General features: G+C 71.1%; 14 protein-coding genes and 1 pseudogene. 9 read left to right on the top strand and 6 right to left on the bottom strand.

The genetic code is table 11. The features are described from left to right. Window positions 1-67: 67 nt before the first annotated feature. Complete coding sequence (locus AB0B68_RS09685) at window positions 68-499, bottom strand: MarR family winged helix-turn-helix transcriptional regulator (RefSeq protein ID WP_357200906.1); 432 nt, start codon at window positions 497-499, stop codon at window positions 68-70. Between the two features lie 97 nt (window positions 500-596). Between AB0B68_RS09685 and AB0B68_RS09680 the strand changes: the two genes are divergently transcribed. After that, window positions 597-2,375: an ABC transporter ATP-binding protein gene (locus AB0B68_RS09680; protein ID WP_357200903.1), complete on the top strand. Its 1,779-nt coding sequence runs from the start codon at window positions 597-599 to the stop codon at window positions 2,373-2,375. Window positions 2,376-2,422: 47 nt separating this feature from the next. Here the strand turns inward: AB0B68_RS09680 and AB0B68_RS09675 are convergent, their stop codons facing one another. Continuing rightward, window positions 2,423-3,223 (bottom strand): TetR family transcriptional regulator, encoded by an 801-nt coding sequence (locus AB0B68_RS09675; protein WP_357200900.1) that lies wholly within the window; start codon window positions 3,221-3,223, stop codon window positions 2,423-2,425. A gap of 109 nt (window positions 3,224-3,332) precedes the next feature. Between AB0B68_RS09675 and AB0B68_RS09670 the strand changes: the two are divergent. The 6 genes and pseudogenes from AB0B68_RS09670 to AB0B68_RS09645 all read left to right on the top strand — a co-directional run. Beyond that, a pseudogene (locus AB0B68_RS09670) lies at window positions 3,333-4,202 on the top strand (ABC transporter ATP-binding protein); the annotation flags it as partial. Between the two features lie 170 nt (window positions 4,203-4,372). Next, window positions 4,373-5,998, top strand: a complete 1,626-nt coding sequence (locus tag AB0B68_RS09665; protein ID WP_357200897.1) for an anibiotic ABC transporter — start codon at window positions 4,373-4,375, stop codon at window positions 5,996-5,998. An 84-nt stretch (window positions 5,999-6,082) separates the two neighbouring features. Further along, the gene (locus tag AB0B68_RS09660; protein ID WP_357200894.1) at window positions 6,083-6,655 is read left to right on the top strand and encodes a hypothetical protein; all 573 of its coding nucleotides are present in this window, start codon (window positions 6,083-6,085) and stop codon (window positions 6,653-6,655) included. Between the two features lie 290 nt (window positions 6,656-6,945). After that, on the top strand, window positions 6,946-7,203 hold the full coding sequence (locus tag AB0B68_RS09655) for a hypothetical protein (protein ID WP_357200891.1): 258 nt from the start codon (window positions 6,946-6,948) through the stop codon (window positions 7,201-7,203). A gap of 225 nt (window positions 7,204-7,428) precedes the next feature. After that, window positions 7,429-7,998 (top strand): peroxidase, encoded by a 570-nt coding sequence (locus tag AB0B68_RS09650; RefSeq protein WP_357200888.1) that lies wholly within the window; start codon window positions 7,429-7,431, stop codon window positions 7,996-7,998. A 158-nt stretch (window positions 7,999-8,156) separates the two neighbouring features. Continuing rightward, window positions 8,157-9,113 (top strand): DUF559 domain-containing protein, encoded by a 957-nt coding sequence (locus AB0B68_RS09645; protein ID WP_357258959.1) that lies wholly within the window; start codon window positions 8,157-8,159, stop codon window positions 9,111-9,113. A 76-nt stretch (window positions 9,114-9,189) separates the two neighbouring features. Here the strand turns inward: AB0B68_RS09645 and AB0B68_RS09640 are convergent, their stop codons facing one another. Further along, on the bottom strand, window positions 9,190-10,029 hold the full coding sequence (locus tag AB0B68_RS09640) for a hypothetical protein (RefSeq protein ID WP_357258956.1): 840 nt from the start codon (window positions 10,027-10,029) through the stop codon (window positions 9,190-9,192). Between the two features lie 299 nt (window positions 10,030-10,328). On the opposite strand from AB0B68_RS09640, the gene AB0B68_RS09635 reads away from it, so the two are divergent. Continuing rightward, complete coding sequence (locus AB0B68_RS09635; RefSeq protein WP_357188211.1) at window positions 10,329-10,778, top strand: ribonuclease domain-containing protein; 450 nt, start codon at window positions 10,329-10,331, stop codon at window positions 10,776-10,778. Window positions 10,779-10,877: 99 nt separating this feature from the next. Then, window positions 10,878-11,243, top strand: a complete 366-nt coding sequence (locus tag AB0B68_RS09630; RefSeq protein ID WP_357258952.1) for a barstar family protein — start codon at window positions 10,878-10,880, stop codon at window positions 11,241-11,243. Between the two features lie 109 nt (window positions 11,244-11,352). On the opposite strand, the gene AB0B68_RS09625 is transcribed toward AB0B68_RS09630, so the two are convergent. The 3 genes from AB0B68_RS09625 to AB0B68_RS09615 form a co-directional block, all read right to left on the bottom strand. Next, on the bottom strand, window positions 11,353-12,846 hold the full coding sequence (locus tag AB0B68_RS09625; protein WP_357258949.1) for an FAD-binding oxidoreductase: 1,494 nt from the start codon (window positions 12,844-12,846) through the stop codon (window positions 11,353-11,355). A 147-nt stretch (window positions 12,847-12,993) separates the two neighbouring features. Further along, window positions 12,994-13,719 carry an HD domain-containing protein gene (locus tag AB0B68_RS09620; RefSeq protein WP_357200871.1) on the bottom strand — a complete coding sequence of 242 codons (726 nt, stop codon included), beginning with the start codon at window positions 13,717-13,719 and terminating at the stop codon, window positions 12,994-12,996. An 82-nt stretch (window positions 13,720-13,801) separates the two neighbouring features. After that, a complete protein-coding gene (locus AB0B68_RS09615) occupies window positions 13,802-15,154 on the bottom strand; it encodes a pectate lyase (RefSeq protein WP_357258946.1) in 1,353 nt (450 codons plus the stop codon). Window position 15,155: the final 1 nt, after the last annotated feature.

Raw genomic sequence — 15,155 nt, 5'->3', positions numbered from 1 at the left:
CGGGGGCCCCGCCGTGCGAACGGGGGGCGCAGGTTACCCGGGTGTGGGGCGGGCAAACCCACAGGTCTCAGGTACGCAGGGTGCGCAGGATGCGGGCCAGTTCGGCGCGGTCGGTGTCGTCGAGGTGGCCGAAGAAGCGGTCCGCCTCGGCCCGGCGCGCGGCCCGGATGGCGGTGCTGACCCGGTTGCCCTCCTCGGTGAGCGCGACAAGGGTCGCCCGACGGTCGGCCGGGTCGGGCCGGCGTTCGACAAGCCCTCGGGTCTGGAGGTCGTCGACGACCTCGGTCGCCGAGCGGGGCGCGATGCGCAGGTGCTCGGCGAGGGTGCCGGGGCGTACCTCGCCGTGCCGGGCCAGCACGCCGAGGGCCCGGGACTGGCTGGGGGTGACGTCCCAGGGCACCAGTGAGTCCCGGGTCTGCCGGCGCAGACGGGACGCCACCGCCCAGAACGTCTCCGCCAGGCTCTCGTCGTCGGCGCTGTCGACGGTGTGCTCGGTCACCGGAATACGGTAGCAGCAGATGTGGTTGCTACCTCATGATGAGGTAACCTCAGCAATATCGCCGACGAAGGGTAGTGCCCCCTTGGAACCCACCCCCATGGGCCGCGACCGCGGCCACCGCACCCTCAGCGCCGAAGAGAAGACGCAGGCGCGTCAGGTGTCGCTGCGCCGCATCGGCCACCTGTTCACCCCCCACCGACCCGCGCTGGCCGCCGTCATCGCGATCATCGTGGTCTCCTCGATCATCGCGATGGCCACCCCGTTCCTGCTGCGGGCCGTGATCGACCGGGCCCTGCCGCAGGGCGACGTGACGCTGCTGGTCTGGCTGGTCGTCGGCATGGTCGCCGTCGCGGCGGTGACCTCCGCCCTCGGCGTCGTGCAGACCTGGATCTCCACCCAGGTCGGCCAGCGGGTCATGCACCGGCTGCGCACCGACGTCTTCAGCCACCTCCAGCGCCAGTCACTGGGCTTCTTCACCCGCACCCGCACCGGCGAGGTGCAGTCCCGGATCACCAACGACATCGGCGGCATGCAGTCGGTGGTCACCTCCACCGCCACCGCCGTCGCCGCCAATCTCACCACCGTGGTCGCCACCACGGTCGCCATGGTCGCGCTCTCCTGGCAGCTCTCCCTGGTCTCGCTCGTGGTGCTGCCGCCGGCCATCTGGCTGACCCGGCGGGTCGCCCGGATGCGCCGCGAGATCACCGCACAACGGCAACGCGAACTCGCCGACCTCAACGTCACAGTGGAAGAAGGGCTCTCGATCAGTGGCGTACAGCTGGCCAAGACCCTCGGCACCGGCCCGGCGCTGATCGACCGGTTCACCGCCTCCTCGGCACGACTGGTCGACCTGGAGCTGCGCAGTGAGCTGGCCGGCCGCTGGCGGATGGCCTCGATGAGCATCATCTTCGCCGCCGTACCGGCGGTCATCTACCTCGCCGCCGGGCTGCCCGGCACCGCCGGCACGCTGAGCATCGGCACCCTGGTCGCCTTCACGGCCCTGCAGGGCGGCCTGTTCCGACCGTTGATGGGCCTGCTCAACGTGGGCGTCTCGCTCACCGCCTCGCTGGCGCTCTTCGCCCGGATCTTCGAATACCTGGACCTACCGGTCGACGTGGCCGACCCCACCGAGCCGGTCCACCTCGACCCCGCCCGGGTACGCGGCCACCTGCGCCTGGAGGACGTCACCTTCGGCTACCCGGGCAGCGACACCGCCGCCCTCGCCGGGATCACCCTCGACGTGCCCGCCGGCACCAGCCTCGCCCTGGTCGGCGAGACCGGCTCCGGCAAGAGCACCCTTGCCGGGCTGGTCAGCCGGCTGCACGACCCGACCGCCGGCCGGATCACCGTCGACGGCGTGGACCTGCGCGACCTGCGCCTGGCCGACCTGGCCGCGATCGTCGGCGTGGTCAGCCAGGAGACGTACCTGCTGCACACCACAGTCCGGGAGAACCTGCGCTACGCCCGCCCGGAGGCCACCGACACCGAGATCGAGGACGCCGCCCGCGCCGCCCAGATCCACGACCTGATCGCCGGGCTGCCCGACGGGTACGACACCATGGTCGGCTCACGTGGGCACCGGTTCTCCGGCGGTGAGAAGCAGCGCCTCGCCATCGCCCGGACGCTGCTGCGCGACCCGCGCATCCTGGTCCTCGACGAGGCCACCAGCGCGCTGGACACCGAGACCGAGCGCGCCGTACAGCGGGCCTTCGACGTGCTCGCCCAGGGGCGCACCACGATCACCATCGCGCACCGGCTCTCCACCGTGCGCGAGGCCGACCAGATCGCGGTGCTCGACCACGGTCGGATCGTCGAGGCCGGCACTCACGACAGCCTGCTGGACCGCAACGGCCGCTACGCCACGCTGGCGGCCTGAACGCCGAATCACAACCGTCTCGAAACAGTCTCGCAACTGTCTCGTTATTACGCGGTCAGGTGGCGGTAGACGGTGGCCCGCGAGACGCCCAGCTCGGCGGCGATGGCGTCCACCGAGTGGGTGCCCGCCGCGTGCATCCGTCGGGCCGCCTCGACCTGCTCCCGGCCCAGCGCGGGCGGCCGCCCCGGACGCCGACGGCGGCTTCCCGCGCCGCTCGCCGGCCCGCTGGCCGCGCCCGCCGGCAGCGTCGGGGTCGCGCTCCCGAGGGTCGCGTCTGAGTGCGGCTCGGCCGCGGGGTCCGCAGGCAGCGGGGCCAGCAGTCGGCGTACGCCGTCGAGCATGTCGGCGCGCAGCACCTCGTCGGACACGTCGGTGAAGAAGACGATCGGATCGCTGCACGCCGCGACCGCCTGCACCGCCCGGACCCGCTCCCGACGCCCGGCGTCCGGGCCGGCGATGAGGTCGTTGGCCCGCATCGCGATCACCATCAGGCGGTGGTACGTGTCGCCCCGGCCGACCAGCGCGATGTCGTGGAAGAGCATGCCGAGCGGTCGGCGATGGGCGAGCATGACGTCCACCCAGCCCTCCAGCACCGTCCACCGGGCCAGCTCGGTGGGCTGATGCTGGGCCGAGTCGAGCAGCGCCTCCAGGTCTGCCACCAGGGGCTCGACCAGGGCGGCGAGGAGGTTCTCCTTGGCCGGGAAGTGGTACAGGATCGCGGTCTTGGTGAGCCGCAGCCGCTCGCCGATCTGGCGCAGCGAGGTCCGCTGGTAGCCGTGTTCGGCGAACAGGTCGAGCGCGGCGCGCAGGATCCGGGTACGGGTGTCGTCCGCGGGATCGGCGGTCATGCCGGCCAGCCTAGCGACGCCCTGACCGGTGGGCACCATCACCGTTGATTCGACTGACCGTTGGTCAGTACAGTGGTGACGGTCGACGTAACCAACGGCAGGAGGGGCCATGCCCGTCATCTCGATCGGCAACCTGGTCAAGACGTTCGGCGCGATCCGGGCACTCGACGGGTTGGACCTGCAGGTCGAGCAGGGGGAGGTGCACGGTTTCCTCGGGCCCAACGGCTCCGGAAAGTCCACCACCATCCGGATCCTGCTCGGGCTGCTCCGCCGCGACTCCGGCGACGCCCAGGTGCTCGGCGCCGACCCGTGGCGCGACGCGGTCCGCCTACACCGCCGACTGGCGTACGTGCCGGGTGACGTCAACCTCTGGCCGAACCTTACCGGCGGGGAAGCCATCGACCTGCTCGGTCAACTGCGCGGCGGCCTCGACCGCCGCCGCCGCGACGAACTGCTGCACCGCTTCGACCTGGACCCGACCCGCCGTTGCCGCACCTACTCCAAGGGCAACCGGCAGAAGGTCGCCATCGTCGCCGCCTTCTCCTCCCCGGTGGAGCTGTACGTGCTCGACGAGCCGACCTCCGGCCTCGACCCCCTCATGGAGGCGGTGTTCCAGGACGAGGTCCGGCGGGTCAAGCAAGCCGGCGCCACGGTGCTGCTCTCCAGCCACGTGCTCGCCGAGGTCGAGGCGCTCTGCGACCGGGTCAGCATCATCCGCGAAGGCCGAACCGTCGAGTCCGGCACCCTCACCGAGCTGCGCCACCTCACCCGCACGGCGGTGACCGTCGAGACCGCCCGCCCGGTCACCGGCCTGGACGCGCTGCCCGGTGTGCACGACGTGCACGAGGTCGACGGCCGCACCCACCTGGAGGTCGAGCCCGCCCACCTGGACGAGCTGCTCGGCCAGCTCATCCGCTTCGGCGTCCGCGCGCTGACCAGCACACCACCCACCCTGGAGCAGCTCTTCCTCCGCCACTACGGCGACGACCCCGCCGCCGCTGCTGGGTCGGTCGCTGGTCCTGCCGCCGGTGCCGCGTCGGCCGATGGCTACGGCGCCGCTGCTGGGTCGGCCGACGGTCCTGGCGCCGCCGCGTCGGCCGATGGATCTGCCGCCGGTGTGCCGGCTGACGCGCCGCAGGGCGGTGCCCGATGAGCGCCCTCACCGGCACGACCCGGCTGGCCCGGCTCGTGCTGCGCCGCGACCGGATCCGCCTCGCCATCTGGATCCTCGGCACGCCCCTGCTCGGCTACGCCCTCGCCGGCAGCGTCGCCGGCATCTACCCGGACCAGGAGGCCCGGCTGGGCTACGCCACCACCTCGGCGTCCAGTCTGGTCGCCCGCGCCTTCAACGGCCCCATCCACGGCACCGACCTCGGTGCCGTGGTCGTCGCCGAGACGTACGTGACGCTGGCCCTGATCGTCGCGCTGATGAGCACCTTCGCGGTGACCCGCCACACCCGCCAGAACGAGGAGACCGGCCGCGCCGAACTGCTCGGCGCCAACGTGGTCGGCCGGTACGCGCCGCTCACCGCCGCGCTGCTCGTCATCGGCGCGGCGAACACCCTGGCCGCCGTGCTGCTCGCGGTCGCCCTGGTCGGCGCCGGTCTGCCGCTCGCCGGCTCCGTCGCGGCAGCGGCCGCGATCGGTGGCGTCGGGGTCGCCTTCACCGCGATCGCCGCGGTCACCGCCCAGCTCTCCGTCACCTCACGCGGCGCCAACGCGCTCGCCGCCGCCACCGTCGGGCTGTCCTTCGTGCTGCGCGCCGCCGGCGACGTGCTCGGCGAACAGAGCGCCGACGGCACCCGCGTGCGCAGCGCCTGGCCGTCGTGGATCTCCCCACTCGGCTGGGGCAACCAGGTACGAGCCTTCGACGGGGAACGCTGGTGGGTGCTCGCCCTACCTGTCGCGCTGCTGCTCGCCGGGGTGGCGCTGGCGTACGCCCTCGCCGAGCGACGCGACCAGGGCGCCGGGCTGATCGCCCCCCGACGCGGCCCGGCCACCGGCGCGCCACGGCTGCTCAGCCCCACCGGGTTGGCCTGGCGGACGCAGCGCGGCACGCTGCTCGGCTGGGCGGTCGGGGTGGCCGTGCTCGGCCTCTCCATGGGCGTCGCCGCCGACGAGTTCAACGACATGATCGACGCGAATCCGGCCGCCGCCGAAGCGATCAACGCGATGGGTGGCGGAGCGAACCTGATCAACGCGTACCTGGCCGCGATGCTCAACCTCTTCGCCCTGACCATCGGCGCGTACGTCGTTCAGGCCCTGCTGCGCGTACGCGGCGACGAAGCCGACGGGGTGCTGGAGGCCGCCCTCGCCACGGCGGTCAGCCGAGCCCGCTGGCTCGGCACCCAGGTGCTCGCCGCGACGCTCGGCGCGGTCGCCCTGCTGCTCCTCGCCGGCGTGACCACCGGCCTCGGCTACGGCATAGTCACCGGAGACCCACTCGGCCAGGCCGTCGAGCTGGGCGGTGCCGCGCTGCTGCGTCTGCCCGCCCTGCTCGTGATCGCCGGGGTGGTGACCGCGATCTTCGGGCTGCTGCCCCGCTGGTCGGTGGTGCTGTCCTGGACGGCGCTGCTGGTCTTCCTGCTCCTCGGGCAGCTCGGCGCGGTGCTGGAGCTGCCGCAGGCAGCGCTCAACGTCTCGCCGTACACCCATGTGCCGGCCGTGCCCGCCGTCGACCCGGCGGCGCTTCCCCTGGTGGTGCTGGCGGCGGTGGCCGCGGCCCTGCTCGCCGTCGGCGTGGCCGCCTTCCGCCACCGCGACGTCCCCTCCTGACCCACGGCTCGGGCATCCCGATGATCGCTGACCGCTCAGAAACTCGACATGCCGACGTTGCATGGGGCTGGCAGCCTCTAGCGCGTGAGCGACCTTCTGACGCAGCTTCCGGCGCTTCTCGGCGTCCTGGTTGGCACCGTGGGCACGATCCTCGCCACCTCCCTCGCCGACCGCGCCCGATGGCGTCGCAGCCAGAGCGTCCGCTGGGACGAGCGGCGGCTCGACGCGTACGTCGACTACGCGCACGCCCTCAAGGAGAGTCACGCAGTGGCGCTGCGACTCACAGCCGCCCACCGGCCGGGTTCGCGGAGCCACCCCATCGACCGCGAGGAGGGGCTGGTCCGGCTGGCTGAGGCGGACGCTCGGCGCACCATCGTCTGGGAGAACCTGTTGCTGCTCGGCGACGAGCCGACTGTCTCGGCCGCCGCCAACTGGCGGGACGCGATCTGGCAGGTAGAACGGCTCGCTCGTGGAATCGTCGAGCCGCCATCGGACGTGGCGGGGATGCTGACCCGCGTCGACGAGGCCCGCGACGGGTACTACCGGGCGGCCCGGCGCAGTCTCGGGGTGCGCGGGGGGTCGGTGGAGCAGTCCGCGACGCTGCGGCAGGCGTTGGTCGACCGGTCCACCGCGATGCCGGAGGTACCCACCACCTGAGTGCGGCGGTTCCGTGGACCCGATGCGGGCGGGTGTTGGGTCGACCACAACCGGCCCATGTGACGTCGCCGTGGAAGTGGGATCGCTGGGCGTCACCGTGGCTGGCCCGTGTTCAGGGCTGATGCCCATTCGACGGAGATCGCGCTGGCGGATCATCGCGGTGGCGCCACCCGTTGTCGGGAGCCAGACCACACGCGCCCATGCGAGCCTTTGCGTTGACGAACTTCGATGTCCCGGTCTCGGTTCAACGCGGAGCCGCCATGCGCCGTGGACAGTGATGAGGAGGCTTCATGCGCGGACGCAGATGGGCGACCCTGGCGACGGCGGTGGCCCTGGCACTGGGCGGAGTGGTCGGGTTCAGCGCCACTCCGGCTGCGGCGGATCCACCGGGCGGCACGCTGCGCAACGTCTACTCCGACGGTCAGTTCTGCAACAGCTACGGCAGCGAGGGTGTTCGGACCGGCCTGTGGAGCTGGTACTACTGCGAGTACCGCCAGTACGGCCCCAACGCCCCCGGCTTCTACTTCCTCTGGACCTTCACCTACTAGCGCGCGCACCTGTCTGGACGGGCGCTTTCGGGGCCGAATGGCCGCCGCCGGGTCGACCAACCGGCGGCGGCCATTCGCCATGGAATGGGCGGCTACGTAGCTGATCCATCAGTGCGCGCGCGAGGTTACCGGCCGCGGGCATGGTTCGGGCGCGCCGACCGATTTCCTGACAGCGTCCGCAGGCTCCGCGGCGTACCGTCCGGGTCAAGCATGGGGAGGAGCCGGATGAGTTTCCTGCAGCAGGCAGAGCAGTCGGCGGACACCGAGCGGATGTTCGATGCCGACACGAAGGCGATGGGCTATCTGCCCAACTACACCAGGTTGTTCGCCCAGAGCCCAGCGGCGTACCTGGCATGGCAGCAGCTCAACGGTTCGGTGAAGGCCGGGATGGAGCTGCGCCGCTATGAGTTGGTGACGCTCGCCGCAGCCCGGGCCCTGAAATCCTCCTACTGCGGCCTGGCGCATGGGAAGGTCCTACGCGACAAGTTCTTCGACGCGCCAACCGTCGCCGCCATCGCGTCAGACACTGGCAGCGCCGGTCTCTCCGCACAGGAGGTCGCAGTCGTCGACTTCGCCGGAAAGGTCGCGGCCGACGCGAACTCCGTCACCGAGGCCGACGTCGAGAGCCTGCGTGGTCACGGTCTCGATGACACGGACATCTTCCACGTGATCCTCGCCGTTGGTGCCAGATGCTTCTTCAGCACCGTCCTCAGCGCTGCCGGGGCTGAGCCCGATCCGCAGTACAACGAGAGCCTGGACGTGGATCTGCGGCAGGCGCTGAAGTTCGGCGGTTAGAACGCATTAACCAGGCTGTCCCAGCGCCAGCGGGCGAGCGCGGACTGTCGCTTGACGGGCGTCTACCACAATCGACCGCGATCCGAGCGGCTGTCCACAGGTGCCTCCGCTGTCCACAGCAGCCCTCGCAGGGCTGCGCATCACGCCAGGGTGAGGCGGTGGATGCGCTGATTCAATCGCTCCTCGTCAGTGGCGATGGGCTGGTCACTCGACGGTACATGGTGCGGGTGACCCCGGCGTGGAAGATCCAGACCGCCCGGCGGGCGGACCTGCTGATCCGACTGCTACCCGGGGTCTACGGCGACGCCGCGCTGATCCGCAACTCCAACGTCGACCTGCCGATGCTGGCCCGGGTCGAGCGGGACGTCGCCCGACGCGCTGCGCTGGCGTACGTTGACGAGCGTGGGGCGCTGAGCCGCCTGACCGCGCTCGACGTGTGGGGTCTACGCCGCCAGCCACCGGGCGAGCCGGTGTATCTCGACCTGCCGCGAGGATCAGGCCTGCGTGACCGGCCGCATCTGGTCGTAGCCCACCGGTCCGACTTCGCGGTCGCGCCGCCGCAGGTGGTGACACGGGGAGGACTGCCGGTCACCCGGCTCGACCGGACCCTGGTGGACTGTTGGCCGCTGCTGCCGCCGATCGACCGATCGAGTGTGCTCATCCGCGCGGTCAACGATCGGATGACCACGCCGCCGCGCCTGGCCGACGCCCTTGCCGAGGTGGCGAGAATGCCCGACCGTGGGGCACTGAGCGGTTTGCTGGACCGGCTCGCCGCCGGGTGCCGCAGCTCGTTGGAAATCTGGGGCCACGACCACGTCTTCACCGGACCGGGAATGCCGACGTTCACGCGGCAGGCGCGGGTGCGGGTCGGTGCCCGGACGATCTACCTTGACATGTTCGCCGAGGCGGAACGGGTCAACATCGAGTTGGACGGCGCGACCAGCCACGGCGATCCGGCCGAACGCGAGATCGACCTCCGCCGCGACGCCCTGCTCGCCACCGTCGGCATCCTCGTCGTCCGCTTCACCCACCGCCGCCTCACCGTGGATCCGGCCCAGGTCCGTCAGGAGATCCTCGCCATCCTCGCCAACCGCACCCGCTCCATGATCAAGTGATGAGAAATAGCTCCCACAGGCCCCCCACACCTACTTTTCATCACTTGATCATGGGGGAGAGAGGGAGGCGGGAGGGCTACTCGGGGGCTGGTGGGGCGGGCGTCGGGGTGGGGTGGGTTTGTGGGGGAATCCTGGGCGTTGGTGCCGACTCTGGTGCGGGGTTGGCGTGGCGGTGGAGGAGTTCGGCGATCCACCGTGCGGCTTCTCGTTGCGCCGTGAGCATGTGGTCGTGGGCGTCGGCCAGGTCGTCGTCGTCCGTGTGATCGTCCAGGATGGCCGTCCATCGACGGCTCAGCTCCTCGGCGTACCGGGCCCTTCGGATCTGCTCGTCGAACTGGTACTCCAGCTCGACCATGCGGTCGACGTGCGGCTGAAGCGCCGGCAGGATCCGTTCGTCGAGTCGTACGGCGGCGTCGGGGCGGCAGGTCAGCGTGATGTCGCCCCGTTGGTAGTGCCACAGGGGATCCTCGGCCAGCGCCCGCTGCAACGCCACCTCCAGGTCCGCTGCCCGGTTCGGCGGCAGGTTCCGGGCGGCGTCGGCGGCGAGACGGGTCAGCCGCTGGACCGCGTTCGGTTGGAAGTACTGCACGTACCAGCTCAGCACCTCGGCCCGCAGGCTCGCAGGCGACGACCAGGCGAACGTGGCGCGGACGTAGAACGAGTACACGTATCCACGAGCGGGGACCGCGATCAGCCGGGGCGCGTCGCGCTGTTCGACCAGTGGACCGGACGGCGACGGCGGGGCCGCGGAGCCGACGGGCGCCTCGTCCTGAAGCGCGGCGACCAGCCGATCCCAGCTACGCGCCCACCACCGCCAGCCGTGCACAGCGGCATCGCGGGCGATGGTCAACCCGCGTACGCCCCGGTGTCGCCACTGGTCCGCGGGCCTGGGCCTCCCGTCGGGGGCGTCCGTCATGGCACCCCTCCACGGTCACGGATCCGCGTTTCACGCTAACAACCGGTGACCGATATGTCCGCCGCCACGCCGTCACCGAGCGGACGGCATGTCGACACGATCCAGGCCATGCTCGTCGGGTGGCGGTCAACCGCAGACGACATCCTGCCCGGGTGCGCTGAAACAAATCATTCGCGGTTCACCGAGCATTGTGGAGCAGTTGGGACGCCGAGGGGTGTTGCCGTCGAGCGTCAACGGTGAGACTGGGTCCGGTCCGACAATCACGCGGATCGATGAACTGGATGGTCTGGAGGCAGCCTGTGTCCACCCTCGTGTCCCCGCTGGCCACGCTCGGCGCGATCCGCCGGCGTACCACCACCCTCGCCCTGCTCCTCGCCATGGTCGCCGCCGCGCTGGTCGGCCCGTCCGTGGTCTCGCCTCGATTGACCGACCCGGCCTCGGCGGCGGTCTACAGCTCCTGCACCATGAGCCGCTGCGCGGACGCCCGCACCGCCCGCTCGGGCTGGTCGGCCAAGGGGTTCCCGACCAGCCGAGGCTGGTACTCCTGGAGCGGCGGGAAGTCCAACTTCGCCGGCGGCCAGTTCTACAACTACGAGGGTCAACTGCCCACCAACGCCACCTACCACGAGTACGACGTCTACCCGCGCACCCAGGGCGCCGCGCGGGATGCGTACCGGATCGTGGTGAACCGCAGCACCGGCGTCACCTGGTTCTCGCCCAACCACTACACCGACTTCTACCGGCTCTGAGTGGCCTGGGGGCCGGCCGGCCGCGACTGTCGGCTGGCCCCGCCGGGGCGTCGTCGCCCCGGTCAGATGCCGCCCCCCGGTCAGATCAGGAGGAACGTCATGGTCGACGAGGACGCGGGTCGGGTGCCCGATTGGCTGATCGTCTGCCGCGACGGAGCCCTCGACGTGCCCGGCGCGGTGGTGCTGGCCGGAACGACGACGCGGACCAGGGCCGGTCTGTTCGCCGCGCTCGCCGCCGTGCTGGCCCTGCCGACGTACCTGGGGAACACCTGGGACGCTCTCTCCGACGTGCTCCGGGACCGGCTCGACACCGGTCCGCTCACAGTGCTGATCACCGACGCCGGCCAGCTGCTGGTCGACGAGCCGTCCGATCAGTACCGCCTGCTGCTCGCCGTGCTCGGCGACCTCGCCGCCAGCGCCCCGCATCCGTTGCGCGTCGTCCTCGACGAGGCAGTGCGATCGTGACCGCTGCCCAGCCCTGCCATCGGCGGCAACGGCAACGGCAACGGAGACTCACGGTAAGTGACGGCCCGGCGGTGCGGGTCGGAGTCACCCGCACCGCCGGTCCTTAGGGTCATTGCGTCGCGGGCGGGATGCTCTGCTCGTACTGGAAGACGTTGTGCGGGTCGTACTTCGCCTTGATCTTGCGTAGCCGCGGGAAGTTGCGCCCCCAGTAGGCCTTCTCCCACTCGGCCATGCCGATGTTCGGCACGTTGACGTAGGCGCCGTCCACGTAGGGCCGCAGTGCCTGGCTGAACTCGGCGATCCAGGTCTGGGCGATCGGGGTGATGGCGTCGCCGCTGTCGGGCTCACCGCGGGTGCCCCAGCCCGCGCCGGGCTCCGAGTAGAAGAGCGCGTCGCGGTGCGGGAACGCCGAGCCGCCGAAGGGCTCCTGTCGTTGCGCCCCCCGGCCAAAGGCCTGGGTGAAGAAGTTGCTGTCGGGCGAGGGCGCCTTCCGCATGAACTCGCTGATGATGCTGACCGCCTTCGCCGGGAACGGCTCGCGGGTGAACTGGGAGAAGAACTTCCAGTTCGCGGGCTCGTCCTCGGTCGGGATCTGGAAGCCGGCGTAGACGTCGCCCCAGCCGCCGATCTGCACGGTGACCGTGGGGTTGCCGATCGACAGGATCGGCGCCAGCAGCCTCCTGGCCTCCGCCTCGGACCCGTCCGCGAGCACCGCGAACAGCAGGATCTCGGTCGGGTGGACCTCGACCTGGGTGCCGAGGCGGGGGTCGGTGAAGGGTGCTACACGCTGCCAGGCGTCGAAGACCTCGTGCAGGTCGCCGAGACCGGGCCAGCTCACCTGTAGGTAGGCGACGCTGGTGAGCGGAGCGACCTGGTAGGTCAGGGAGGTGACGATCCCGAAGTTGCCGTTGCCCGCTCCGCGCAGCGCCCAGAGCAGGTCCGGGTAGTTCCACTGGTCCACCTCCAGCACCTTCGCCCCGTCGGCGCCCGCCGCCACGACGATCTCCGCGCCGATCAGGTTGTCGCAGGCCATCCCGAGATAGCGGGTGAGGAAGCCGAAGCCGCCGCCGAGGGTGGCGCCGGAGAGGCCCACGGTGCCCTCCGTGCCCGTCGTCGCCGCGAGGTCGTGCTCGCCGAGGGCGGTTACCGCCTCCGACTGGGTGAGCCCCGCGCCGACCTTCGCCGTGCGGGTGGCGGTGTCGATGTGGACGTCCTTCAGCTCGCTGACGTCGATCACGATGCCGTTGTCGACGTTCGACCAGCCTTCCAGGTTGTGCCGGCCACTGCGTACCCGCAGCGCCACGTCGTGCTGGCGCGCCCAGGTGAGCGCGTTGACCACGTCCTGGGTCTCCTGAGCGAAGACGATGACCAGTGGGTAGTGCACGAACAGCTCGTCCCAGCCGAGGCTGGCCTCCGCGTAGTCGGGGCTCTGCGGGCGGACGATCCGGCCGGTCAGCTGAGCCGGCGGGAACGTCGTGTCGGAGGGCCACCGGGGACCGTCGGCCGCGATGGCCGAGCTGCCGGCGATCACGCTCGGGACAGCGACCGCTCCGGCGCCGACGGCCGTCGCCCTGAGCAGATCGCGGCGGGAAAGGTCGCGCATGGTCCGAATCCTCTCGATTGGTGACGCGCCCAAAATCAGTCGAGAGGGGCATTTCCTCTCATCTGGCGCAAACCAACCGTAAGGCTCGAGTCTTTCTCGCAGTTCGTCGAACCTGTCGTCGAACCCGGTCGGGTGACGCGACAGCCGTCAGTTCGACGCGGGCTGGTCGAGGATGGCGCTGAACCGCTCCTCGGCAAGGTCCAGCTGGCCGAAGATGTGCCGCTTCACCGCGGGCGACAACGGGGTGTCCGGCCGGCCGATCAGATCCCGGAACAGCGGCACCAGCGGGCGGTACTTGCGGGCCGACGAGATCACCTTCGGCCCGACCGTGTGGATCACGCCCACCCCGTTGTCGGTGAAGTCCGACACCTTGATCACCCGGGCCCAGGGCTCCCGGTCCAGACTGACCGCCAGATGCTCCCGGTACTGCGCGTTGCGGTCCCGCTCGGGGTCGTACACCGGATTGGTGACGGCGGCGACCAGGGTGGCCACCCGAGGCCCGAACCGCGCGGCGAGCGCGGCCAGCGCGGCCCCGGTCGGGTCGGTGCCCGGCTCGCCGTCGGCCAGCTCGACCGGATGGTCCTCCACCGCGTCGTGCAACAGACCGGCGACGATCACGTCCACGTCCCGCACCTGGTAGTGGTGCATCAGCCTGATCGCCACCCGCAGCAGGTGGTTCAGGTACGGCTCGCGGACGCGTCGATCGTCGCGGTGCAGTTCGGCGGCGAGGTCGAGCGCGGCGGTCAACCGCGCCCGGGCGGCATCGTCGAACTGCTGGACCTCCAACCGGAAGCGTTCCAGCAGGCCCGGTTCGCCGTGGATCTCGGTGATCGCGTGCATCGGCATGCTGCCCAGGTGCGGCGGGAAGTCCATGCGTCACTTATAGCCGATCTTCACCAGATCGATGAGCCCGTACGTCGCCGACCCGACCGCGAGTCGCGGGCGCACCGAGCCGTCAGATCGGCAGCCGGTCGGCGCCGGCGAGCGGGCCCACCAGGAGGGGGACCAGCGGCGCTGGCAGCACGGGGTCGCGGCGCAGGGTGGGCGTCCAGCCCGCGTCCGCGGCCAGGTCGGGGTCATGTGTCGCGTTGTACGCCGCCAGCAGGTCGACCGGTCGGGCCGCGCCGCCCTGACGGACCCAGGAGCCCCGCTCGGTGACCGCGGTGCCGCCCCAGTCGTAGAGCAGGTCCGCCGGGTCGACCGCCGCGTCCACTGTGAAGAAGTTGTTCTGCGCGTAGATCGCCGACTGGACACCGATGCCGAGCGCGTACTGGAAGTCGTCCCCACCGAGGCGGTAGTGGTTGTTGTAGACGTCGACCTGACCGAAACGCACCCGGGGCAGCCGTTGCAGGACGCCGTCGAAGAGGTTGTGGTGCAGTGTGACCCGCAGCCGGCCCACGTCCGGGCCGACCGTGTTGGACGAGCCGATCAACAGCAGCTTGTCCCGACCGGTGAAGCGGTTCCAGGAGGCGGTGACCAGGCTGGCGGTGTGCGTGACGTCCAGCGACCCGTCGTGCACCTGGTACGGCCGACCGAAGTACACCGGCTGGGCGCTGTCGGGGTTGTCGCCGTCGGTGAAGGTGTTGTGGTCGACCCAGACGTTCTCGCTGCGGCGTACCGAGATCTGGTCGTACTGGCTGTTCCAGTTGCCGGCCTCGCCGTCGGTCGGCGACCAGGCGGGGAAGCAGTCCCGGGCGTCGACGAGGGTCAGGTTGCGGACGATGACGTTCGACGCCCGGTCGATCATGAGGGTGAGGCCGGTCAGTCGAGCGCCGCGCAGCCCGACGATCGTGGTGTTCGGCCCGACATTGATCTGGGTCTGCCGGGTCTGGTTGGTCACCGAACGCACCCGCGCCTCCTCCAGTAGCCCGCTCGGTGGCACACGTCCCCACACCGACGGGTCGTACGCGGCCAGGTAGGCGTCCAACCGGTATCCGGGGTCGGCCAGGTCGGCGCAGCTCAGCGGCGTGCCGTCAGGCCCCTCGAAGCCGTCGATCGCACCGTCGACGTAGATGAGCTTCGGGGTGGCGTCGGCGGCGTTACCGGCGTTGTCGCCGCCCAGCGCGGCGACCAGTTCCGCCCGGCTGTGGACCACCCGGCTCCGCTCGGGAGTGGCCGCCGAGCCGCCGGTGGTGCCGGGGCCGTCGGCCGCCCAACCGTCGCGCTCGGGCAGTGTCTGCCGGCCGAGGCGGTCGGCCAACCAGGAGAGCCGGTCGGCGGACGGGACGTCCGGACGGGCAGCGGCGGCGGCCGGGGCGGCGCCGAGGAGAAGGGCGACAACCGTGGCGCCGCCGAGGACTCTGCGCATC

Origin of the sequence: Micromonospora sp. NPDC049049, from assembly GCF_040649115.1 — a bacterium.
Lineage (GTDB): Bacteria > Actinomycetota > Actinomycetes > Mycobacteriales > Micromonosporaceae > Micromonospora.
Note: the sequence above shows the minus strand (reverse complement) of the source record. Positions and strands in the feature narration are given on the sequence as shown.